Consider the following 21,827-nt stretch of genomic DNA (forward strand, 5'->3'; position numbering starts at 1 on the left):
CGATATGAGTTTCGCCACCGCCGCCCGTTTTGCCCGCCGTGAATTGCGCGGTGGTGTGCATGGATTTCGCATTTTCATCGCATGTCTTGCGCTTGGCGTGGCAGCCATCGCCGGTGTCGGTTCGGTGCGTACGGCGATCGAGGCCGGTCTGTCGGATCAGGGCGCAGTGCTGCTCGGCGGCGATGCGCAGGCAGAGTTCACCTATCGTTTCGCCACCGACGACGAGCTTGCGTGGCTGAACAGCGTCTCGACCGAAATCTCCGAGATCACCGATTTCCGCTCCATGGCCACCGTCACCCGTGACGGCGAAACGGAGCGCGGGCTGACGCAGGTGAAATCGGTCGACGGCGCCTATCCGCTGCTGGGCGAGATGGGGCTGGAGCCGCAGATGCCGCTGGCGCAGGCGCTCGACGGGGCAGGGGGGCTGCCCGGTGCGGTGATGGCCCCGGTGCTCGCCGACCGTCTGGCGCTGCAACCGGGCGACAGCTTCACGCTCGGCACGCAGGAATTCACCCTCTCGGCGGTGATCACCCGCGAACCCGATGACGCAGGCGACGGCTTCGGGCTCGGCCCGCGCACGCTGGTGCGCACCTCCGACCTGCAGGGCAGCGGCCTGTTGGCGCCCGGCTCCCTTTACGAATCCGAATACCGCCTGCTGCTGCCGCCGGGCAGCGACCTTGACGCGCTCAAGGCCGAGGCCGAGGCACGCTATCGCGACACCGGCATCCGCTGGCGCGACGCGCGCAACGGCGCGCCGGGCATCGCCCGCTTTGTCGAGCGACTGGGCCGCTTTCTCGTGCTGGTCGGGCTTTCCGGGCTCGCGGTGGGCGGTATCGGCGTGTCGGCGGCAGTGCGTTCTTATCTGGCGCGCAAGACCTCGGTCATCGCCACGCTGCGCACACTTGGCGCGACGCGAGGCACGATCTTCCTGACATATTTCCTGCAGATCGGCGCGCTGTCGCTGGTCGGCATCGCGCTTGGGCTGATGCTCGGCGCCGGCGTGCCACTGCTGTTCGCGCCGATCATCGCCAGCGCCCTGCCGGTACCGGTCGTCTTCACGCTCTACCCCGGCCCGCTCGCCGAGGCGGCGCTTTACGGCGCGCTCACCGCGCTGCTCTTCACGCTCTGGCCACTGGCCCGCACCGAGGAGGTGCGCGCCGCGACCCTGTTCCGTGATGCGCTAGACAGCGCCAAAGGCCTGCCCGCGCCACGCTATGTGATCGCCACGCTGGTCTTGCTGGCCGCGCTGGTCGGCGCGGCGACGTTCTTTTCGGGCGATCCGCAGGTCACGCTCTGGACCGCCGCGGGATTGCTCGTGGCGCTGGTCATCCTCGCGCTGGCCGCCACCGGCATCCGCTGGGTGGCGCATCGGGCGGCGCCGCTGGCGCGCGGCCGCCCGGCGCTGCGGTGGGCGCTTTCGGCCATCGGCGGGTCGCGCGAAACGGCCGCGTCAGTGGTGCTCTCGCTGGGGCTCGGCCTGTCGGTGCTGGCCGCCATCGGCCAGATTGACGGCAATCTGCGCGCCTCGATTTCGCGCGATCTGCCCGAGGTCGCGCCGTCGTATTTCTTCGTCGACATCCAGCCCGGCCAGATCGAAGGCTTCCGCGCGCGACTGGCCGATGATCCCGCCGTCAGCCGCACCGACACGGCGCCGATGCTGCGCGGCGTGGTGACGCGGATCAACGGGCAGGACGCGCAGCAGGTGGCCGGCGATCACTGGGTCGTCCGCGGCGACCGGGGCATCACCTACGCCGAAACGCCCGACGCCCGTACCACGATCACCGACGGGGCGTGGTGGCCCGAGACCTACGACGGCCCGCCACAGGTCAGCTTCGCCGCCGAAGAGGCCGAGGAACTGGGCCTGACCCTCGGCGACGAGATCACTATCAACATCCTTGGCCGAGATATCAGCGCCGAAATCACCAGCTTCCGCGAGGTGGATTTCTCCACCGCCGGCATCGGCTTCGTCATGACGCTGAACCCCGCCGCGCTGGCCGGCGCGCCGCACACTTGGATTTCCACTGTCTACGCCGAGCCACAGGCCGAAGCGCAGATCCTGCGCGATCTGGCCGATGCCTATCCCAATATCACCGCCATCCGGGTGCGCGACGCCATCGACCGCGTGTCTGACCTGCTTGAAGGCGTCGCCGGAGCGATCCGCTGGGGCGCGGGCGCAACGCTGCTCACCGGGTTTCTGGTGCTGATCGGCGCGGCCTCGGCGGGCGAGGCCGCGCGCAGCTACGAGGCGGCGGTGCTGAAAACCCTCGGCGCCTCGCGCGGGCGCATCCTGCGCAGCTTCGCGCTGCGCTCCGCACTGCTGGGAGCCGCCGCGGGCATTGTGGCGCTGGTGGCCGGGCTGCTTGGCGGCTGGGCGGTGAGCCACTTCCTGATGGAGACGCGGTTCGACGTGATGTGGGGCTCGGCGCTGGGGATCATCTTTGGCGGCGCGCTGGCGACGCTTCTGGCCGGGCTCGCCTTCGCGTGGCGGCCATTGTCGGCAAGGCCGGCCCGGGTTCTGCGCGCCCGCGAATAGGTGCCTTGAACCTTGGGGCCGGGGCTGGCACTTCAAAGACGACCCTTGGCTGAACAGGATGGACCTCCCCGATGACCGATTCCCTGCCGATGCCGATCTCGGCGCCGATCTCGCAGGCGCAGCGCACCAGCATCCTCAACCTGCTGCGCCGCGCCGCGAAAACCGAGATCCTGCCGCGCTTCCGCGCCCTCGACCCGACCGAGATCTCCGAAAAGACCGGACGTCAGGATCTGGTGACCGCCGCTGACAAGGGCGCCGAGGCGATGATCGCACGCGGCCTGCAGCGCATGTATCCGCATGCGCTGATCGTCGGCGAAGAGGCCGTGGCCGAGCACCCCGAGATCCGCGACCAGATCGGCGAGGCGGAACTGGCGTTCACCATCGATCCGGTGGACGGCACGTGGAACTACGCGCATGGCCTGTCGACCTTCGGTATCATTTTGTCGGCCACCCGCTTCGGCGTGCCGGTTTTCGGGATGATCTACGATCCGATCATGGACGATGTGATGGTCGCCGAGATCGGCGGCGAGGCGAAGATGCTGCTGCCCAAGCGGCGGCTCTCGCGCCACGTCTCGGTTTCCGCCGGAGGCCAGCTCGACGAGCTGCAGGGCTTCATCCCCTTCTATCTGATGCCCGAGGACAAGCGCGCGCAGGTCGGCGCGGCGCTGCCGCTGTTCGAGCGCAGCCACACGCTGCGCTGCTCGGCGCATGAGTTCCGTCTGTTCGCGCAGGGCTCGGTGGATTTCCTATTCTCGGCACGGCTGACGCCGTGGGACCATGCGGCCGGGGCGTTGATCTCCAAATGCGCCGGGGGCCATGTGGCGATGCTGGATGGCTCCGAATACAACGCCGCCACGCGCGAGGGCGTGCTGCTCTGCGCTTCGAACAGGGAAACATGGGAGCGCATCCGCGATGCCTTCTCCTTCCTGCTCGAGACGCCGGCGGAGGGCTGACCAGGCGCAGGCGACGCGAAAAGGGCGGGACAGAGGTCCCGCCCTTTTCGCGTCGCCTGCGGCGTGCCTCCGGCGGGGATATTTTCATCTAGACGAAGAGGGGGACGCCGCCTCTTCGTCTAGACCTAAATATCCCGGGGAGCGCGAAGGGCAGAGACCCTCACTCTCAAGACCCCCGCCCCTACCCCGCCGCCTCGGCGTAGTCACTCATCGGCGGGCAGGTGCAGGTCAGGTTGCGGTCACCCCAGACGTTGTCGACGCGGTTGACCGGCGGCCAGTACTTATCGACCCGGAAGGCACCCGGCGGGAAGCAGCCCTGTTCGCGACTGTAAGGCCGGTCCCAGTCGCGCACGAGGTCTTCCATCGTGTGCGGCGCGTGCTTCAGCGGGTTGTTCTCGGCATCGGCGGTGCCCTCTTCGATGGCGCGGATCTCTGCGCGGATCGCCAGCATGGCGTCGCAGAAGCGGTCGAGCTCGGCCTTGGTTTCCGACTCTGTCGGCTCGATCATCAGTGTGCCCGCGACCGGGAAGCTCATCGTCGGTGCGTGGAAGCCGCAGTCGATCAGCCGCTTGGCCACGTCATCCACCGTGACCCCGGCACTATCGCCGAAGGGACGGATGTCGAGGATGCACTCATGCGCCACACGGCCCTCGTGGCCGGTGTAGAGCACGGTATAGGCCCCCTCGAGCCGCTTGGCGATGTAGTTGGCGTTGAGGATCGCCACGCGCGTCGCCTGCGTCAGACCCGCGCCGCCCATCATCTGGATGTAGCCCCAAGAGATCGGCAGCAGCGAGGGCGAGCCGAAGGGTGCCGCCGAAACCGGCCCCGCGATGCCATCCTCCAGCGGGTGCGCCGGCAGGTGCGGCACCAGATGATCCTTGACGCCGATCGGGCCCATGCCGGGGCCGCCCCCGCCGTGCGGGATGCAGAACGTCTTGTGCAGGTTGAGGTGGCTGACGTCGCCGCCCAGATCGCCGGGACGCGACAGGCCGACCATGGCGTTCATATTGGCACCGTCGATATAGACCTGACCGCCATGTTCGTGAGTGATCGCGCAGACCTCCTTCACCGTCTCCTCGAAGACGCCGTGGGTCGACGGGTAGGTGATCATGCACGCGGCCAGCGTATCGGTGTATTTCTCCGCCTTCTCGCGGAAATCGGCGAGGTCGATCGAGCCTTTCGCGTCGCATTTTACCGGCACCACTTTCCAGCCGACCATCTGCGCCGAGGCCGGGTTGGTGCCATGCGCGTTGACCGGGATCAGGCACACATTGCGCTGGCCTTCGCCGCGCTCGCGCTGCCACGACGCAATGGTCAGCAGCCCGGCGTATTCGCCCTGCGCGCCGGAGTTCGGCTGCATGGTGAAGGCGTCATAGCCGGTGATCTTGCACAGCTTATCCGACAGATCGTCGATCATCTGCTTGTAGCCAAGGGCCTGATCCTCGGGCGCATAGGGGTGCAGCGACCCGAACTCGGGCCAGCTGACCGGCATCATCTCGGCGGCGGCGTTGAGTTTCATGGTGCATGAGCCGAGCGGGATCATCGCCCGGTCGAGCGCCAGATCGCGGTCGGCGAGACGGCGCATGTAGCGCATCATCTCGGTCTCGGCGCGATTCATGTGAAACACTTCGTGGGTGAGGTAGCTGCTGGTCCGCAGCGAGGCTTCGGGCAGCCGGTAATGCGGGGCGAAATCCTCGTCCTTGCGCAGCAGGCCGAAGGCGCGCCAGACCGCCTCGATGGTGGCCGGGCGGGTGGTCTCGTCCAGCGTGATGCCGACGCGGGTTTCCCCGACTTTGCGCAGGTTGATGCCTTCCTTGACGGCGGCGCGCAGCACGCCCCGCTGCAGCAGGCCGACATCCACGGTGATCGTGTCGAAGAAGCTCTCGGGCTCGACCTTGAAGCCCGCCTCTTCCAGCCCCCGCGCCAGACGCTCGGTCTTGCGGTGGATGCGCTGCGCGATGGCCTTCAGCCCCTCGGGGCCGTGGAACACCGCATAGAACCCCGCCATCACCGCCAGCAGCGCCTGCGCGGTGCAGACGTTTGAGGTCGCCTTCTCGCGGCGGATGTGCTGCTCGCGGGTCTGCAGCGCGAGGCGGTAGGCGCGGTTGCCGTGGCTGTCGATCGACACGCCGACGATGCGGCCCGGCATGGAGCGCTTGTAGGCATCCTTGGTGGCCATATAGGCGGCGTGCGGGCCGCCGTAGCCAAGCGGCACGCCAAAGCGCTGGGTCGAACCGACGGCGATGTCGGCGCCCATCGCGCCCGGTTCTTTCAGCAGGCACAGCGCCATCGGATCGGCGGCGACGATGCCGATCGCCTTGGCGGCGTGCAGCGCCTCGATCGCGGCGGTGAAGTCGCGCACGTGGCCATGGGTGCCGGGATACTGGAAGATCGCGCCAAAGACCGCTTCGGGGTCGAGATCATCGGGGCTGCCGACGATCACCTCAATGTTCAGCGGTGCGGCGCGGGTCTGCATCACCGCGATGTTCTGCGGGTGGCAGTTCTCGTCAACAAAGAACGCCTTGGCCTTCGATTTCGCCACGCGTTGCGCCATGGTCATCGCCTCGGCGCAGGCGGTGGCCTCGTCGAGCAGCGAGGCATTGGCGATCTCGAGGCCCGTCAGGTCGCTCACCATGGTCTGGTAGTTCAGCAGCGCCTCGAGGCGCCCCTGCGAGATCTCGGGCTGGTAGGGCGTGTAGGCCGTGTACCAAGCGGGATTCTCAAAAATATTCCGCTGAATCGCCGGCGGGGTGACCGTGCCGTGGTACCCCTGACCGATCAGCGAGGTCAGCACCTTGTTCTTCTTGGCGACCTCGCGCATGTGCCAAAGCATCTCGCGCTCGGACATGGGCTTGCCCAGCTCAAGCTCATCCGCCTGCCGGATCCCGGCGGGCACGGTCTGCTTGATCAGCGCGTCGAGGTCCTCGACCCCCAGCACCTCGAACATTTTCGCCATCTCTGCGGGCGAAGGGCCGATGTGGCGGCGGTTGGCGAAGTCATAGGGCAGGTAGTCTGTGGGCGTGAAGGCCATGTCGATCCGTCCAGAAACAGCAAGGTTCAGCAGGGAAGGGGGGCAAGGCGCGGCCCTGCCCCTTTCATCTTTCTTCAAATACTCACCGGCCCGGCAGTGCCGCAGGTGCGGCGCCGGGCAGAAGATCAGCCGATGAAATTCTTGTAGGCGGCTTCATCCATGAACTCGTCGAGCGCCGAGAGGTCCTCGATCTTCATCTTGAAGAACCACGCGTCGCCCTCGGGGTCGTCGTTGACCTTCGACGGCTCGTCGGCGAGCGGCGAATTCACTTCGGTGATCTCACCATCAAGCGGCGCGAGGATGTCGGAGGCGGCCTTGACCGACTCGATCACAACCACTTCATCGTCCTTGCTGACCGTGGTGCCCTCGTCGGGCAGTTCCACGAACACCACGTCGCCCAGCTGTTCGGCCGCGTGGGCGGTGATGCCAACGACGACGACATCGCCCTCGACGCGCAGCCATTCGTGCTCTTCGGTAAATTTCATTGCGCTGTCCCTGTGTCTCAACGTTTGTAGGTCTGGGTCACGAAGGGCATCGGGGCCACTTCGACGGCGAGGCGCTTGCCGCGCACCTCGCCGAATAGCTTGGTGCCGGGGGCGGCGTGGTCAATCCCCACGTAGCCCATGGCCACCGGCGCGCCGACGCTGGGGCCAAAACCGCCCGAGGTGACGCGACCGATCGGGCTGCCGCCGGTCTCCTGTGCATAGATCTCCACGCCTTCGCGCATCGGCGCGCGGCCTTCGGGGCGCAGGCCGACGCGGGCGCGCGGCGCGCCGTTTTCCAGTTCCGAGAGGATTTTTTCAGCCCCGGGGAAGCCGCCAGCGCGATCGCCGCCGGTGCGTCGGATCTTCTGGATGGCCCAAGGCAGGGCTGCCTCGGCCGGGGTGGTGGTGCTGTCGATGTCGTGGCCGTAGAGGCACAGGCCGGCCTCAAGGCGCAGCGAGTCGCGCGCGCCAAGGCCAATAGGTTCCACATCGTCCTGCGCTAGCAGGGCGCGCGCGAGGTCCTCGGCGGTGTCCTCGGGAACAGAGATCTCGAACCCGTCCTCGCCGGTGTAGCCCGAGCGCGAGACCCAGCATTCGGCGCCGCACAGAGCGACGGTCGCCACGTCCATGAAGCGCATCTCGCGCACCGCCGGGTTCAGCGCGGCCAGCGCCGCCTCTGCGGCAGGGCCCTGCAGCGCCAGCAGCGCGCGGTCACCCAGCAGCTTCACGGAAAGGCCCTTGGGCTCGAGCGCGGCGCGCATGTGCGCCATATCCTCGGTCTTGCAGGCGGCGTTGACCACGACGAAGAGATGATCGCCGCGGTTGGCGATCATCAGGTCGTCCTCGATCCCGCCCGCGTCGTTGGTGAAGAAGCCATAGCGCTGGCGGTCTTCCTTCAGACCGGCGATGTTCACCGGAACCAGCGATTCCAGCCCAAGCGCGATGCTCTGCACATCGGCGCCCGACAGGATCACCTGACCCATGTGGCTGACGTCGAACAGTCCGGCCTTCTCGCGCGTGTGGAGATGTTCCTTGAGAACGCCGAGCTTGTACTGCACCGGCATCTCGTAACCGGCAAAGGGCACCATCTTGGCGCCCAGTTCGACGTGCAAATCATGTAGTGGCGTGCGTTTCAGCTCGTCCATGCGCTCCCGATCCCTTCGGCCCGGATAGGCGCAAGGCCCCGGGCATTTCCCGCACGGATCCCCTCCGCGCTCGAAATGCCCCCTCTGTCCTTTCGCCTGAGATCGTTATCCCTTCGGCGGGCGCCGGGGCGCCTCTCTCCAGAGTGTTTCCGCCGCGAAGGTCCTGAGGCCTGAGAGTTTCCGGGGCGGTTGCTCCTTCGGCACCGGCAAAGCCGGTTCTCCCATCACGGTGCCCGGAGAGTACGACAGTTACGCGGGGGCCGCAAGCGCGCCCGCGCTGCGCGGCAGCGAGCAGGCTTTACCCGACACCAAAATGTCGATCAGCGGAGCATTGTCGCAGACCAGCGCATCGAGGGTGATCGGGTCGAGCGTGGCGTAGAAGGCGTTGGCCGCCTCGGTCAGCGCGAGCCGCAGGCGGCAGGCCTCGGTCAGCGGGCAGGTGTTGTCGGCGTCAGCAAAGCATTCGGCCAGCGGCACAGGCGATTCGAGCGTGCGGAACACGTCGCCGATCTGGATCTCCGAGGCCGGTCGCGCCAGTTCGAGCCCGCCATTGCGGCCACGATGGGTGCTGAGATAGCCCAGTTGAGCCAGCTGGTTGATCACCTGCGCGAGATGATTTTCCGAGGCATTGCAGCACTTTGCGATCTCTGATTTGGTCACCAGACGGCCAGAGTTTGCCGCGCAGTGCATCAGGACACGGATTGCGATATTCGTTCTCTTCGTCACACGCACGGGAAAAGCCCTCGCTTTGAATGATTGCCGGGTTAAATACAGCCCCGGAGAAAACCGCGGATTGACTCACATCAATTTGAACTCAGAAAAGACGAGAAATGAGCACATCATTCTTTTTCGGTTACGGCTCGCTGGTCAACCGCAGGACCCACGGCTTCGATCCCGCGCATAAGGCGGTGGCGAAAGGCTGGCGGCGCGTCTGGGCGCGGGTGCCGGGGCGTCCGGTGTCTTTGCTGACCGTCTCGCGCGATCCGGGCTCGCAGATCGAAGGGCTAATTGCGCCGGTCTCCGACAAGGGCTGGGCGGCTCTGGACCAGCGCGAGGCCGACTACGACCGCACCGATGCGCGCGACGACGTGCATCACGAGGCACCTACGGTGGACGAACTGGCGATCTACGTCGTTCCAGAATGCGACCGGCTGCCGCCCGACACCGAGCACCCGGTGCTGCTGAGCTATCTCGACGTGGTCCTGCAGGGCTATCTTGGTGAGTTCGGCAAGGCGGGGGCAGAGCGCTTTCTGGCCAGCACCGGAGACTGGCAGGCACCGATCCTGAATGATCGCGCAAAGCCGCTTTATCCGAGGGCGCAGAGCCTCAGCGACGCCGAGCGCGGTTTTGTCGACGCTGCGCTGCTGCAGGTCGGGGCGCAGGTGTTCAGCAGATGACCCCAAGCTGGCTCCTGATGCTCTACCGGCTGTCGAAGCGGCTGGGGGTGCGGGTGCTGTTCGGAGCGCTGCTGGCGCTGGTCGCGGTGGCGCTTGCGCCGGTGCTGCAGCCTCTGATCCCGCAGGATTGGCAGGATCGTTTCGGCGCGCAGGCGGCCAAGCCCATCTTGCAGATCCTCGCCACCACGATGTTGACGGTGACGACGTTTTCGCTGTCGGTCATGGTGCAGGCCTTCCAGTCGGCGGCCAGTCAGGCCACGCCGCGCGCTTACCGGCTGCACCTCGAGGACAGCACGGCGCAGACGGCTCTCGCGGCCTTCACCGGCACTTTCCTGTTCTCGCTGACGGCGCTGGTGCTGTTCAATGCGGGACTCTATTCCGAGGCCTCGGCGGTGGTCATCTTCTTTCTGACCATCGCCAGCATCGTCACCGTGATCCTCGCCATGTTGCGCTGGATCGGCCATCTGAGCGTGATGGGCAGCATGGATCACACGCTGCAGCGGGTCGAGACCAGCGCCCTGCCGCCCCTGCAGCGGGCGATGAAGCGGCCCGCCTTGGGCGCAGCCCGGCCCGATCATGCGCTGCCAGCGGATGCGCGCGACGTCCCGGCGACGACCGCGGGCTATGTGCAATACATCAACTTTGAGGCGCTTGAGGAGAAGCTGGCCGAGCGCGAGGCGATCTTCCGCGTCTCCGCCCACCCCGGTGCGCATCTGGTGCCGGGAATGCCGCTGGGCCAGGTCGCTGGCGGCCATGTGGAGCCGGATGACATCTGCGCGTGCTTCACCTTGGGCGAAGAGCGCACCATGGAGCAGGACGCGCGCTACGGCGTGATGGTGATGAACGAGATCGCGCTGCGCGCCCTGTCGCCTGCGGTCAACGATCCGGGCACGGCAATCGATGTGGTGCAGCGGCTGAAACGGATGCTGTTCGGTCTGGGCCGACCCGCCGAGGATACGCCCGATTTCCCGCATGTGCAGATGGCGCCGCTCGACCCGGCGCATCTGATCGAAGACGGGTTTCATCCGCTGATCCGCGACGGCGCGGCACGCCCCGAGGTGATTGGCTGCGTGCTGACGGCGATGAACGTGCTGCGCCGCTCTGACTGGCCGGCGTTGGCCGCTGCCGCCAAGGACACCCGCGCCTACGCTTTCGCCCATGCCGAGGCCGCCTTCACCGTGGAGGCCGACAAGGCGTGGCTGGCGGGAAAGCGGGAGGACGGCTGAGGCGCTCCGCAAAACTAAGACCGAAGCCGAGCGGGCAGCGCATGGTCGTTTCGAAGTGAAAAAGGCGGACCCAAGGGCCCGCCTTTTTGGCATTCAGATGATGCGGCGCTTACTTCGCTAGATCCTTTGCCGGGATCTTCTCCAGCAGCGGCAGCACGTCGGCCATTTCCGGTCCGCGCTCGAGACCCGTCAGGGCCTTGCGCAGCGGCATGAACAGCCCCTTGCCCTTGCGGCCGGTCGCTTCTTTCACCGTCTTGGTCCACTCGCCCCACGTGTCGCGGGTGTAGGGGCCCTCGGGCAGCAGCGACATCGCCTCGGCGATGAACTCGCGGTCCTCGTCGGCGATCAGCGGCTCGGCACCGTCGCGGAACAGCGCCCACCAGCCGGGGATGTCCTTGCGGGTGGTGATGTTGTCGCGCGCCACGGACCAGAACAGTTCCTGCTTGTCAGCGGGCACGCCGATCTCTGTCAGCTGCGGCGCGACGGTCTCCAGCGGCAGCTGGTGCAGCTTGCGTGCGGTCAGCGGGTAGAGGTCCTGCTCGTCGAACTTGGTCGGGGCCGAACCGAACTGGCTCAGTTCAAAGCCTTCGGCGATCTCGTCCAGCGACGTGCGCAGTTCCACCGGCTGGCTCGAGCCGAGACGAGCCATCAGCGACAGCAGCGCCTCGGGTTCAACACCCGCCTCGCGCAGATCGCGGATCGACAGCACGCCAAGACGCTTGGACAGCGACTCGCCCTGCGGGCCGGTCAGCAGCGAGTGGTGGCCAAAGCCCGGAGGCGTGCCGCCGAGCGCTTCGATGATCTGGATCTGCGTCGCGGTGTTGGTGACGTGGTCCGAGCCGCGCACGATGTTGGTGACGCCCATATCCATGTCGTCGACCACCGAGGCCAGCGTGTAGAGGATCTGCCCGTCGCCGCGGATCAGCACCGGGTCCGACACCGACGCGGCGTCGATCGAGATGTCGCCGAGGATGCCATCGGTCCAGTCGATCCGCTCTTGGATCAGCTTGAAGCGCCAGACGCCGTTGCCGCGCTCGGCGCGCAGCGCCTCTTTCTCGTCGTCCGTGAGATCCAGCGCGGCACGGTCGTAGACCGGCGGCTTGCCCATGTTGAGCTGCTTCTTGCGCTTCAGATCCAGTTCGGTCGGCGTTTCGAAGGCCTCGTAGAAACGGCCCATCTCGCGCAGTTCGTCGGCAGCGGCGTGGTAGCGGTCGAGCCGCGTGCTCTGTCGCTCCGTCTTGTCCCAGTGCAGACCGAGCCATTCGAGGTCGCGCTTGATGCCGTCGACGTATTCTTCCTTGCTGCGCTCGGCATCGGTGTCGTCGATGCGCAGGATGAACGTGCCGCCGGCTTTGCGCGCGATCAGGTAGTTGAACAGCGCGGTGCGGAGGTTGCCCACATGGATGTGACCGGTGGGCGACGGTGCGAAACGGGTGGTGGTCATGCTAGCCTCCTGCATACGCGGGTGGCAATTTCACAAGCGCGGCGGTTTGTCCAGTTCGCCAGCCCTTGGCGGGGCGGGCATCCGGTGTATTCTCCGCCTCATGAGAGACATTCTGACCGTTACGCTGAACCCCGCGCTCGATTTGTCGACAACCGCCGATCGCGTCGAAGCGGGCCCCAAGCTGCGCTGCGACACGCCCGCCGTCGATCCCGGCGGTGGTGGCATCAACGTCGCGCGGCTGGCGGCCGAACTGGGTGGGCCGGCGCGCGCCTTCGTGGCCTTGTCGGGACCGACGGGCATGCGGCTTGAGGCGGCGCTGGCCGAACTGGGCCTGCCCATGGTGCGGATGAAATCGCCGGGCGAAACGCGCGAGAGCTTTGCCGTCCATGACCGCCAGACCGGCGAGCAGTACCGCTTCGTCATGCCGGGCCCGGTCTGGAGCGAAGGCGACGTGATGGACGCGCTGGATGCGATCGCCAGCACGGTTCCGCAAAGCGGGATCGTCGTGCTTAGCGGCAGCCAGCCGCCGGGGGTGCCCGACGATTTCCCGACCGAATTGTGCCGGGCGCTGCGAGGGCGCGGGGCCTATGTCATCGTCGACACGTCTGGGCCGGTGCTTGAGGCGCTGGCGCGCGGCACCGACCCGGCACCGTCGGTGCTGCGCATGGACAGCCTGGAGGCCGAGGAACTGGCGGGCCGCCCGCTGATGAGCCGCGCCGATTCCGCCGGTTTCGCCGCCGAGCTTGTGGCCCGCGGCGCGGCCGAGCGGGTGATCCTTGCGCGCGGCGCCGATGGCTCGGTGATGGCCGGACCGGACGGGCTGTGGCAGGTCAGCGCGGCCAAGGTTTCGGTGCTGTCGGCGGTAGGCGCCGGGGACAGTTTCGTGGGGGCCTACGCCTTTGGCATTTCCTCAGGGCTCAGCGCGCCAGAGGCGCTCGCCCTCGGGGCTGCCGCGGCCAGCGCGACGGTCACGACGCCGGGCACAAGCCTGTCCACCCGCGAGATGATCCACGACCTGCTGGATCAATGCGGGGCCAGCGAAATCTGAGCCGCAGTTCTGCTTCACGGACTGGGCTGGGGGCTGGCGCAGGCGCTAAAGCGCGGAAATGCAAACCCCCGGCCAGAGAGAGTTGACCGGGGGCGCCGGAGAGGCGCGGTCAGGCGACCGCGGCTTGGTCCTGCCCGTACAGCGGTCGCCGCTGCAAGGACTGGCCGGAAGATCTGGCCAGAAGATCTGACCGGGCAGGATATGCGCGATCTCGCCAAAGATGGCGAAACCGAGAGAGAAGTGGTGCGCCTGTTCTTGAGCGCGCCGACCGGACCATCGCGGCGACAGGCGCCTAGGCGCCCCGGCGCCGGGTGGGCCTCTGCGGGCCGGCATCTGTGCCCGGATGGGCTACGGCGATTCCTCTTAACGTTTTGCAAAACGTGGATGTGATCTCCTGTCAGCGCCGCGAAACTGGCCTGACGCACCGCGTGAGCTAGTCTTCCCAAGGCGGAAAACGCCATTCGTAGACTCAGGTAGGCATGCAACGCAGGAGAGGATGAGGATTATGGACAAGGACAAGATCACCCGCCGTACGGCGCTGACCGGTGCTGCCGCGCTTCCCCTTGCCGCCGGGCTGACCGGTGCCGCACCGGCCCGCGCGCAATCGGCGCAGGGGGTTCAGGTGCCACGCACCTACCGGGTGCCGCTCGGAGATTTCGAGGTCACGGCGATGATGGCGGGCACACGCACCGTGCCCGACCCGCAGGGCACCTTCGGGATGAACGTCAGCGAAGAAGAGTTCGCAGAGGTTTCGCAGGCCGCGCATATCCCGACGGACAAGGCGCAGTTCTTTTTCACCCCGACGCTGGTTAACACCGGAGAGGCGGTGATCCTGTTCGACACCGGGCTTGATCCGGCGGGCATCACCGAGGCGGTCGAGGCGGCGGGCTATGCCGCCGAGGATGTGACCCACGTGGTGATCACCCATATGCATGGCGACCACATCGGCGGCCTGTCGGACGGCGGCACGCCGACGTTTTCCAACGCTGCGCCGGTGGCCGGGCAACAAGAATGGGACCACTGGAGCGCCGCGGGCAACGACACTTTCGAAAGCAAGGTGCGCCCGCTGGAGGATCAGTTCAGTTTCCTCGGCAACGGCGATGAGGTCGCGCCGGGGATCACCTCGGTGCTGGCACCGGGACACACGCCCGGCCACATGTGTTTCATGCTTGAAAGCGGCGGCCAGAAACTGATGCTCACCGCCGATCTGGCGAACCACTACGTTTGGTCCGTGGGCAAGCCCGACTGGGAAGTGCGCTTCGACATGGACAAGGAACTGGCGGCCTCGTCGCGGCGCAAGATTCTCGGCACGCTGGCCGAAGAGAAGACGCCTTTCATCGGCTACCACATGCCGTTCCCGGCGGTGGGCTACGTCGAGGCCGACGGCGATGGCTTCCGCTACATGCCGCACACCTACCAGCTGTTGATGACCTGACGTATCGCACGTGGGGCGGCCGGCCCTAGCGAAAGGCCGGCCCGTGCGCCCAGATGGTCAGCGAGTGCCGCTCGCCGCCGGTCACCGGCGTGACCCGATGCAGCATGTAAGACGGAAAGAGCGTGGCGGTGCCGCGCTCTTTTTTCGCCGCGACCACATGGTTTGACGGCATCAGTTCCAGCGCGCCGCCCTCATACGCCCCTTCATCAGAAAGCTGCACCACCATCGTCAGCTTGCGGCGCGCTGCGAGCCGCCCTTCGCCGATGTCCGAATGCCAGTCGAAATGTCCCTCGCGCTCAGCGCCATAGCGCGCCACCTGCGCGCTTTCGTCGAAGGCATCCAGCGCGAAGTCATAGGCGGATCGGTTGGCGTCACGCACCAGTTCGATGATCCGATCCATGACCCAGCCGGTGTCTTCCACATCGTCGAGCCACACCAGATCGGCGCGGCGCATGTTATGCGCACGCTGCTGGCCCACCAGCCGCGCGTCCGAGGTCTCTGCGTTGCGCGAGATCTCGATAAGGCGGCTGCAGTCGGCCTCGGAAAAGGCCTGCGGGATGCTGTGGACGGTGATCATGCGGGGACACTCCTGAACGCGGACGCGCGCCTTTAGGGCGAGTGTGGCGGGCAATCTGCGCCAATTGCGACATGAAGGGAGGAATGCGACGCGTCTTTGCGTCGCCACCTTCGGTCCCGCCGCCCTTCGTGCTGGTTGGCCCTTTTCTCTGCCCGCGCGCGGGGCCATATCCGCATGCATGACAACGCCCGATCTTGCCGCCTTCGAGACCATGGCCCGCGCCGCGGTTAATGCCCTGCCCGACCCTTTCCGCGCCGCTGCTGCGGAAGTGGTGCTGCAGGTCGCGGACTGGCCGCCGCAGGATATCCTGCGGGAGATGCAGATCGACGATCCGCTCGATCTGACGGGTCTCTACGAGGGCGTGCCGATGACCGAGAAATCGACCAGCTGGCCGTCCCCCTATCCCGACACCGTGTGGATCTTCCGCGAGCCGATCCTGCAGGAATGGCGCGATCGTGGCGACGTGGACCTGGACGCGCTGATCGCCCATGTCACGGTGCACGAATTTGCGCACCATTTTGGCTGGTCCGACGACGACATCGCCAGCATCGACCGCTGGTGGGAATAGGCGCGGACCACGCGGCCCGCGCCTTGCCTCACCCGTTGTCGCGCCAGCGGTTGGCGATCGGGTAACGCCGGTCGAGCCAGAAGGCCTTTTGCGACAAGCGCGCGCCCGGCGCCGCTTGGAAGCGTTTGTATTCCGAGATGTAGAGCAGGTGCTCGACCTTCTTGGCATCTTCGCGCGCATAGCCGGCATCGACGCAATCGGCGATCGAGCCGTCACGGTCCACGAGAATCTCCAGAATACCGTCCAGCACCGGGTAGTCGGGCAGGCTGTCGCTGTCCTTCTGGTCTTCGCGCAGCTCGGCCGAGGGCGGCTTGGTGATGATCCGCTCGGGGATCACCGCACCTTCGGGGCCCTTCATCCACGGGCGCTGGTTCTCGTTGCGCCAGCGGCAGATGGCGAAGACGCGCGTCTTGTAGAGATCCTTGATCGGATTGTAGCCGCCCGCCATGTCGCCGTAGATCGTGGCGTAACCCACCGACACCTCGGACTTGTTGCCGGTGGTCAGCAGCATCTCGCCGAACTTGTTCGACATCGCCATCAGCAGTAGCCCGCGCAGGCGCGACTGGATGTTCTCTTCGGTAAGATCGGCATCGCGCCCGGCAAACAGCGGCGCCAGCGTGTTGGTGATCGCGTCCCGGCCCTCGGCGATCGGCACAAAGTCGTAGTGGCAGCCGAGATTGGTGGCGCAGGCCTTGGCATCCTCCAGCGAATGCTCGGAGGTGTATTCCGACGGCAGCATCACGCAGCGCACGTTTTCGGCACCCAGCGCATCGGTGGCGATGGTCGCCACCAGCGCCGAGTCGATGCCGCCCGACATACCCAGCAGCACCTTGCCGAAGCCGGTCTTGCGGCAGTAGTCGCGCAACGACAGCACCATGGCGTGGTAGTCCTGCTCCATCTCGCTCGGATGCTGCACGAACCGCCCGTCCTCGGCGCGCCAGCCTTCGGGGGTGCGCACCAGATCAACGTGGGCGATCTCTTCTTCGAAGACCGGCAGTTGCGACGCCGCCTGCCCGCCGGGATTCAGCACGAAGGAGCCGCCGTCGAAGATCTGGTCGTCCTGACCGCCCACCATGTTGAGATAGATCAGCGGCAGGCCGGTCTCGACCACGCGCGCGACCATCTTGTTCAGGCGCGTCTCGTGCTTGTTGCGACGGTAGGGCGAGCCATTGGGCACCAGCAGGAACTCGGCGCCGGTCTCGGCCAGCGTCTCGGCCACGTCTTCGTACCACGCGTCCTCGCAGATCGGCGAGCCGATGCGCACGTTGCCCACCGCGTAGGGGCCGCCGATGGCACCGCTGTCATAGATCCGCACCTCGTCGAAGACGCCGTAGTTCGGCAGGTGGTGCTTGAACACCTGCGTGACGATGCGCCCGTCGCGGCAGATCAGATAGGCGTTGTAAAGCTCGGTCCCCTCGACCCAAGGGCAGCCGATCGCCAGCGCCGGGCCGTCGGCGCAGTCCTCGGCCAGCTTGCGCACCGCCTCCATGCAATCCAGCGTGAAGGCATGCTTCATCGGCAGGTCCTGCGCGTTGTAGCCGGCGATGAACATCTCGGGCAGGGCGACAAGCTGGGCACCGGCCTCGCGGCCCTTCTCCCAAGCGTCCTTTGCCTTCGCGGCATTGCCCGCAAGATCCCCCACGGTCGGGTTCAACTGCGCGATGGTCAGGCGGAAACGGTCGGCCATGAGCCCCATCCTTTCGGTCACATCCGCGTGCCCACATAGCAGAACCACGCCCGAGGGGAAGAAGCCCATGGTAAAGAACGGGCAAAAGAGATTGTCAGCCAAGGGGGTGTTGTTTAGTTTCGCGGCGGCAGAGGGGCCGATTTTCGGCGGAAAACAACAGGCATCCGGCACAGGTCCGGCAGGGATTTCGCATGAAGCTTTCAGGCAGAACCATCCTTTCGGCAGTGGCCGTTGCGGCGCTGACCTTTCCCGCGCTCGCGCAGGTTGAGGATGGCGAGGTGCAGACCAAGCAGTATGATGATGGCGGGGTCTACGAAGGCACGTTCCAGAACGGCCTGCAGCACGGCACTGGCACCTACCGGATGCCCAACGGTTACGAATACACCGGCGCCTGGGTCGAGGGCGAGATCCGCGGCGAGGGTGTCGCGCGCTTCCCCAATGGCTCGGTCTATGAAGGGCAGTTCGCCAAGGGCAAGCCCGAGGGCATCGGCCGCATCGTCTTTGCCGATGGCGGCACCTACGAGGGGTCTTGGCTCGACGGCAAGATCACCGGCCGGGGCGTCATGCAATACGCCAATGGCATGCGCTACGAGGGTGCCTTCCGCAACGCGCTGCACCACGGGCGCGGCGTGATGACCGGCCCCAACGGCTATCGCTACGAGGGCGACTGGGTGAACGGCGTCAAGCAGGGCAACGCCGAGATCGCCTATCCCGATGGCTCGCTCTACGAGGGCCGGGTGGCCAACGGGCTGCGTGACGGGCAGGGCAAGCTGACCATGCCCGACGGGCTGATCTACGAGGGCACGTGGCGCGAGGGCCAGATCGACGGCGTCGGCAAGCTGACCCAGCCCAATGGCGATATCTACGAGGGTGAACTTGTCGACGGTCGCCGCGAAGGGCAGGGCAAGGTCACCTACGCCAATGGCGACATCTACGACGGCGCCTTCGACAATGACCAGCGCCAGGGTGTCGGCACCTTCATCGGCGAGGACGGTTACCGCTATGAGGGTGACTGGGTCTCGGGCCAGATCGAGGGGCAGGGCAAGGTCACCTATCCCGACGGCTCGGTCTACGAAGGCGATTTCCTCGGTGATCTCGCCAATGGCACCGGCAAGATCACCTATCCCGACGGCTCGACCTACGAGGGCGCTTGGGTCGACGGCGTGATCGAAGGCGAGGGAGTCGCGCGCTACGCCAATGGGCTCGTCTACGAAGGCACGTTCAAGAACGCGCGCAACGACGGGCAGGGCGTGATGACCTACCCCGACGGCTACCGCTACGAGGGCGACTGGCAGGACGGCCAGCGCCACGGCATGGGCACGGCCACCTATCCCGACGGCACCGTCTACACCGGCGCCTTCCGCGATGGTCAGCGCCACGGTCAGGGCCGGATCACCATGCCCGACGGGTTCACCTACGAAGGCGCCTGGGTCGATGGCGAGATCGAGGGTGAGGGTGTGGCCACCTACGCCAATGGCGACGTTTACGAGGGCAATTTCGCGGACGGCAAGCGGCAGGGCGAGGGTACCATGCGCTATGCCACCGGCGAGCAGAGCACCGGCGAATGGGTCAATGGCGTGCTGACCACGGACACCCCGGTGCAAGAGAGCGAGCGGCCTGCCGAAGATGCGCCCTCCGCGGACACGCCGGACGACGGCGCTGCCGAAGACGCGGAAACGGAGGCGCAAGCGCCGGCAGACGCACCCGCTGCGGAACCCGCCACCGAGTGACCTCGGAACATCCGGCGCCGGTCACGTGTTTTCCTTGCACAAGCCAAGGGAGGCGACGCGATGAGCAAGTTTCAGGTCGGAGAGAACGTAAAGTGGAACTGGGGCGCAGGCAGCGCCACAGGCAAGATCGCAGAGCGCTTCGAGCGCCGGGTGACGCGGCAGATCGAAGGCGAAGAGATCACACGCAACGGGTCATCGGACTCGCCCGCCTTCCTGATCGAACAGGACGATGGCGGTCGCGTGCTGAAGCTCGAAACCGAGCTGGAGAAGACCTGAGCCGCCACCTGCGCTTCTTCTCTTCTCAAATACGCAAATCCCTGCCGCGCCACAGGCCCCGGTGCTAGGCGTTCAGACCGTCTCGCCAGCTGACATGCGAGACAAAAAATCCTCCGCTTCGGAGAGCACGGTCTCGCGCTTGGCGTCGTCCATCCGGTCCCACGTGCGGTACATATTGCCCATCCGCGGGTTGCTCTCGAACCGCTCGCGGTGGCGGGTCAGAAAGTGCCAGTAGAGCAGGTTGAACGGACAGGCACCCTCGCCGGTCTTCTGCTTCACGCTGTAGGCGCAGTTCTTGCAGTGGTCGGACATGCGGTCGATATAGGCGCCCGACGAGACATAGGGTTTGGAGGCGATCACCCCGCCGTCGGCGAACTGGCTCATGCCCACGGTGTTGGGCGCCTCGACCCACTCGAAGGCGTCGGCATAGACCGACAGGTACCACTCATGCACCTGCGCCGGGTCGATCCCGGCGATCAGCGCGAAGTTCCCGGTCACCATCAGCCGCTGGATGTGATGCGCATAGGCCTCGTCGCGGGTCTGCGCGACGGCTTTCGACAGGCAGCGCATCTTCGTCTCCGCGCCCCAGTAGAGCGGCGGCAAGGCGCGCTGCTGGTTGAGCCGGTTGCGCCGCGGATAGTCGGGGCCTTCGTGGAAGTAGATGCCACGCACGTATTCGCGCCAGCCGATGATTTGGCGGATGAAGCCTTCGACCGAGTTCAGCGGCGCATCGCCTTTGCGATAAGCCTCCGCGGCCGCTTCGCACACCTCCAGCGGCGACAGCAGGCCGATGTTGATGTAGGGCGAGACCAGCGCGTGGTTCAGGTACTTGTGTCCGTCCAGCATGGCATCCTGATAGGCGCCGAACTCGGGCAGCGCGTAGCGGATGAAATGCGCCAGGGCGCGCTTGGCCTGCCCGCGGTCTGTGGCGAAATGGAACGGGCGCAGCGTGCCGAAGTTCTTGGAAAACCGCGCCTCCACCAGATCGAGCACCTCGTTGACGGTGTCATCGGGCGTGAAGCTCATGGGGCCGCCGTGAGCGATGCCCTCGGGCGGAGGTTTGCGGTTTTCGGAGTCATAATTCCACTCGCCGCCCTCGGGCTTGCCGTCGTCCATCAAGAGCCCGGTCTTCCGGCGCATCTCGCGGTAGAAATACTCCATCCGCAGTACCTTGCGCCCCTTGGCCCAATCCTCGAACTCGGCGTGCGTGGCGAGGAAACGGTCGTCCTCCAGCAGCGTGACATCCAGCGGCGTCTCGCGCAGCGCTTCGATCAGCCGCCATTCGCCGGGTTCGGTCGCCAGCACCTCGCGCGCGCCGGTCTCCTCGGCCCGGCGCAGCAGTTCGCCGGGGATCGACCCGGCGTTCTCGGTGTCGTCAAGCTGGCTGTAGCGCACGTCCCAGCCATCTTCGCGCAGGCGGGCGGCGAATTTGCGCATGGCGGCGAAGATCAGCGCGATCTTCTTGGGATGGTGTGCGGTGTACTCGGTCTCGGCAGCGACCTCGGCCATGACCACCACGTCCTGCGCCTTGTCGGCGCGGCGCAGCGCGATCAGATCCTCCGACAGCTGGTCGCCCAGCACCAGCACGAGGCGGCTCACCACGCCACCTCCTTGCCGGCCCAGTCGTAAAAGCGCCCGGTCTGTTCGGCGTCCAGATCGCCCAGCACATTCAGCAGGTTCTGCGCGGCTTCGTCAGGCGGTACGGCGGGATGCCGCCCGAGGTAGTCGGCGGTGAAGGGCGTTGCCACCGTGCCGGGGTGCAGCGCAACGCAGGCCAGTTGCTTGTGTGTGCGCGCCAGTTCCACCGAGGCGGTGCGGATCATCTGGTTCAGCGCCGCCTTCGAGGCGCGGTAGGAATACCAGCCGCCGAGCCGGTTGTCGCCGATCGAGCCGACGCGGGCCGAAAGCGCGGCAAACACCGCCCGGCGGTCCCGAGGCAGCAGCCGCATGGCGTGTTTCAGCACCAGCGCCGGGCCAAGCGCATTGATCGCCATCTGCTGCATCACCTGCGCCGGATCGAGCGATTTCAGGGTCTTTTCCGGGGCCGATCCCTCGGCGCTCAGCGCGCCGGTGGCGACAAGGATCAGATCGAAGCTGCCGTGGAGCGCGCCGAGGTGGCGCTCGACCGATGCTTCGTCGGTCACGTCGAGGCCGTGTTCGCGGCGCGACAGGCAGGTCACCTCGCCGCCTCCCGCGTCCAGCGCCGCAGCTAGGGCGCTGCCGATGCCGCCGCTCGATCCGATGACAAGTGCGCGTTCAAAAGTTCCGGTCATGCCCGCCGAAATAGCGGGG

Annotated in this window: 18 protein-coding genes and 1 riboswitch; of the genes, 9 read left to right on the top strand and 9 right to left on the bottom strand. The window is 66.5% G+C overall.

The genetic code is table 11. From position 1 onward, the window contains the following. Nucleotides 1–4: 4 nt before the first annotated feature. Together ACXAJT_RS15330 and ACXAJT_RS15335 are read left to right on the top strand one after the other, a co-directional pair. The gene (locus tag ACXAJT_RS15330) at nucleotides 5–2,533 is read left to right on the top strand and encodes an ABC transporter permease (RefSeq protein WP_475236585.1); all 2,529 of its coding nucleotides are present in this window, start codon (nucleotides 5–7) and stop codon (nucleotides 2,531–2,533) included. Nucleotides 2,534–2,604: 71 nt separating this feature from the next. Beyond that, nucleotides 2,605–3,486, top strand: a complete 882-nt coding sequence (locus ACXAJT_RS15335) for an inositol monophosphatase family protein (protein WP_475236586.1) — start codon at nucleotides 2,605–2,607, stop codon at nucleotides 3,484–3,486. Between the two features lie 181 nt (nucleotides 3,487–3,667). On the opposite strand, the gene gcvP is transcribed toward ACXAJT_RS15335, so the two are convergent. The 4 genes from gcvP to ACXAJT_RS15355 all read right to left on the bottom strand — a co-directional run bounded on the left by gcvP (nucleotide 3,668) and on the right by ACXAJT_RS15355 (nucleotide 8,879). After that, a complete protein-coding gene (gene gcvP, locus ACXAJT_RS15340; protein ID WP_475236587.1) occupies nucleotides 3,668–6,517 on the bottom strand; it encodes an aminomethyl-transferring glycine dehydrogenase in 2,850 nt (949 codons plus the stop codon). A gap of 125 nt (nucleotides 6,518–6,642) precedes the next feature. Further along, nucleotides 6,643–7,002: a glycine cleavage system protein GcvH gene (gene gcvH, locus ACXAJT_RS15345; RefSeq protein WP_475236588.1), complete on the bottom strand. Its 360-nt coding sequence runs from the start codon at nucleotides 7,000–7,002 to the stop codon at nucleotides 6,643–6,645. Nucleotides 7,003–7,019: 17 nt separating this feature from the next. Next, nucleotides 7,020–8,147 carry a glycine cleavage system aminomethyltransferase GcvT gene (gcvT, locus tag ACXAJT_RS15350; RefSeq protein WP_475236590.1) on the bottom strand — a complete coding sequence of 376 codons (1,128 nt, stop codon included), beginning with the start codon at nucleotides 8,145–8,147 and terminating at the stop codon, nucleotides 7,020–7,022. 148 nt (nucleotides 8,148–8,295) lie between these two features. Further along, nucleotides 8,296–8,381, bottom strand: a riboswitch (glycine riboswitch). A gap of 15 nt (nucleotides 8,382–8,396) precedes the next feature. Then, nucleotides 8,397–8,879 (bottom strand): RrF2 family transcriptional regulator, encoded by a 483-nt coding sequence (locus ACXAJT_RS15355; protein WP_475236592.1) that lies wholly within the window; start codon nucleotides 8,877–8,879, stop codon nucleotides 8,397–8,399. A gap of 98 nt (nucleotides 8,880–8,977) precedes the next feature. On the opposite strand from ACXAJT_RS15355, the gene ACXAJT_RS15360 reads away from it, so the two are divergent. Beyond that, nucleotides 8,978–9,544 carry a gamma-glutamylcyclotransferase family protein gene (locus ACXAJT_RS15360; RefSeq protein ID WP_475236594.1) on the top strand — a complete coding sequence of 189 codons (567 nt, stop codon included), beginning with the start codon at nucleotides 8,978–8,980 and terminating at the stop codon, nucleotides 9,542–9,544. Further along, complete coding sequence (locus tag ACXAJT_RS15365; RefSeq protein ID WP_475236595.1) at nucleotides 9,541–10,770, top strand: DUF2254 domain-containing protein; 1,230 nt, start codon at nucleotides 9,541–9,543, stop codon at nucleotides 10,768–10,770. Before ACXAJT_RS15360 ends, ACXAJT_RS15365 begins: the two co-directional genes overlap by 4 nt. A gap of 109 nt (nucleotides 10,771–10,879) precedes the next feature. Here ACXAJT_RS15365 and gltX read toward each other — a convergent pair whose 3' ends face one another. Further along, nucleotides 10,880–12,214, bottom strand: coding sequence for a glutamate--tRNA ligase (gltX, locus tag ACXAJT_RS15370; protein ID WP_475236596.1), 1,335 nt, complete (start codon nucleotides 12,212–12,214; stop codon nucleotides 10,880–10,882). A 100-nt stretch (nucleotides 12,215–12,314) separates the two neighbouring features. Here gltX and ACXAJT_RS15375 point away from each other — a divergent pair, with 100 nt between their 5' ends. Further along, entirely contained in the window at nucleotides 12,315–13,262 is a 948-nt protein-coding gene (locus tag ACXAJT_RS15375) for a 1-phosphofructokinase family hexose kinase (RefSeq protein WP_475236597.1), read from the top strand. A gap of 505 nt (nucleotides 13,263–13,767) precedes the next feature. Further along, nucleotides 13,768–14,697, top strand: a complete 930-nt coding sequence (locus ACXAJT_RS15380) for an MBL fold metallo-hydrolase (RefSeq protein ID WP_475236598.1) — start codon at nucleotides 13,768–13,770, stop codon at nucleotides 14,695–14,697. Between the two features lie 25 nt (nucleotides 14,698–14,722). On the opposite strand, the gene ACXAJT_RS15385 is transcribed toward ACXAJT_RS15380, so the two are convergent. Next, the gene (locus ACXAJT_RS15385; protein ID WP_475236599.1) at nucleotides 14,723–15,274 is read right to left on the bottom strand and encodes a 2OG-Fe(II) oxygenase; all 552 of its coding nucleotides are present in this window, start codon (nucleotides 15,272–15,274) and stop codon (nucleotides 14,723–14,725) included. 178 nt (nucleotides 15,275–15,452) lie between these two features. Between ACXAJT_RS15385 and ACXAJT_RS15390 the strand changes: the two genes are divergently transcribed. Then, nucleotides 15,453–15,842, top strand: coding sequence for a metallopeptidase family protein (locus ACXAJT_RS15390; protein WP_475236601.1), 390 nt, complete (start codon nucleotides 15,453–15,455; stop codon nucleotides 15,840–15,842). Nucleotides 15,843–15,870: 28 nt separating this feature from the next. Here the strand turns inward: ACXAJT_RS15390 and ACXAJT_RS15395 are convergent, their stop codons facing one another. Beyond that, a complete protein-coding gene (locus ACXAJT_RS15395) occupies nucleotides 15,871–17,529 on the bottom strand; it encodes an NAD+ synthase (protein WP_475236603.1) in 1,659 nt (552 codons plus the stop codon). 191 nt (nucleotides 17,530–17,720) lie between these two features. Here ACXAJT_RS15395 and ACXAJT_RS15400 point away from each other — a divergent pair, with 191 nt between their 5' ends. Together ACXAJT_RS15400 and ACXAJT_RS15405 are read left to right on the top strand one after the other, a co-directional pair. Further along, on the top strand, nucleotides 17,721–19,259 hold the full coding sequence (locus tag ACXAJT_RS15400) for an MORN repeat-containing protein (RefSeq protein WP_475236605.1): 1,539 nt from the start codon (nucleotides 17,721–17,723) through the stop codon (nucleotides 19,257–19,259). Nucleotides 19,260–19,319: 60 nt separating this feature from the next. Then, nucleotides 19,320–19,535 (top strand): hypervirulence associated TUDOR domain-containing protein, encoded by a 216-nt coding sequence (locus ACXAJT_RS15405; RefSeq protein WP_475236607.1) that lies wholly within the window; start codon nucleotides 19,320–19,322, stop codon nucleotides 19,533–19,535. Nucleotides 19,536–19,607: 72 nt separating this feature from the next. On the opposite strand, the gene ACXAJT_RS15410 is transcribed toward ACXAJT_RS15405, so the two are convergent. Beyond that, nucleotides 19,608–21,134, bottom strand: a complete 1,527-nt coding sequence (locus ACXAJT_RS15410; protein WP_475236609.1) for a cryptochrome/photolyase family protein — start codon at nucleotides 21,132–21,134, stop codon at nucleotides 19,608–19,610. Further along, nucleotides 21,131–21,808: an SDR family NAD(P)-dependent oxidoreductase gene (locus ACXAJT_RS15415; protein WP_475236611.1), complete on the bottom strand. Its 678-nt coding sequence runs from the start codon at nucleotides 21,806–21,808 to the stop codon at nucleotides 21,131–21,133. Before ACXAJT_RS15415 ends, ACXAJT_RS15410 begins: the two co-directional genes overlap by 4 nt. Nucleotides 21,809–21,827: the final 19 nt, after the last annotated feature.

This window comes from Salipiger sp. ABF4_146 (genome assembly GCF_056161345.1).

Excerpts from the sequence above, each read along its gene's own strand:
- ACXAJT_RS15330 (WP_475236585.1), top strand. The coding sequence starts at position 5 with ATGAGTTTCGCCACCGCCGCCCGTTTTGCCCGCCGTGAATTGCGCGGT.
- ACXAJT_RS15335 (WP_475236586.1), top strand. The coding sequence starts at position 2,605 with ATGACCGATTCCCTGCCGATGCCGATCTCGGCGCCGATCTCGCAGGCG.
- gcvP (WP_475236587.1), bottom strand. The coding sequence starts at position 6,517 with ATGGCCTTCACGCCCACAGACTACCTGCCCTATGACTTCGCCAACCGC.
- gcvH (WP_475236588.1), bottom strand. The coding sequence starts at position 7,002 with ATGAAATTTACCGAAGAGCACGAATGGCTGCGCGTCGAGGGCGATGTC.
- gcvT (WP_475236590.1), bottom strand. The coding sequence starts at position 8,147 with ATGGACGAGCTGAAACGCACGCCACTACATGATTTGCACGTCGAACTG.
- ACXAJT_RS15360 (WP_475236594.1), top strand. The coding sequence starts at position 8,978 with ATGAGCACATCATTCTTTTTCGGTTACGGCTCGCTGGTCAACCGCAGG.
- ACXAJT_RS15365 (WP_475236595.1), top strand. The coding sequence starts at position 9,541 with ATGACCCCAAGCTGGCTCCTGATGCTCTACCGGCTGTCGAAGCGGCTG.
- gltX (WP_475236596.1), bottom strand. The coding sequence starts at position 12,214 with ATGACCACCACCCGTTTCGCACCGTCGCCCACCGGTCACATCCATGTG.
- ACXAJT_RS15375 (WP_475236597.1), top strand. The coding sequence starts at position 12,315 with ATGAGAGACATTCTGACCGTTACGCTGAACCCCGCGCTCGATTTGTCG.
- ACXAJT_RS15380 (WP_475236598.1), top strand. The coding sequence starts at position 13,768 with ATGGACAAGGACAAGATCACCCGCCGTACGGCGCTGACCGGTGCTGCC.
- ACXAJT_RS15385 (WP_475236599.1), bottom strand. The coding sequence starts at position 15,274 with ATGATCACCGTCCACAGCATCCCGCAGGCCTTTTCCGAGGCCGACTGC.
- ACXAJT_RS15390 (WP_475236601.1), top strand. The coding sequence starts at position 15,453 with ATGACAACGCCCGATCTTGCCGCCTTCGAGACCATGGCCCGCGCCGCG.
- ACXAJT_RS15395 (WP_475236603.1), bottom strand. The coding sequence starts at position 17,529 with ATGGCCGACCGTTTCCGCCTGACCATCGCGCAGTTGAACCCGACCGTG.
- ACXAJT_RS15400 (WP_475236605.1), top strand. The coding sequence starts at position 17,721 with ATGAAGCTTTCAGGCAGAACCATCCTTTCGGCAGTGGCCGTTGCGGCG.
- ACXAJT_RS15405 (WP_475236607.1), top strand. The coding sequence starts at position 19,320 with ATGAGCAAGTTTCAGGTCGGAGAGAACGTAAAGTGGAACTGGGGCGCA.
- ACXAJT_RS15415 (WP_475236611.1), bottom strand. The coding sequence starts at position 21,808 with ATGACCGGAACTTTTGAACGCGCACTTGTCATCGGATCGAGCGGCGGC.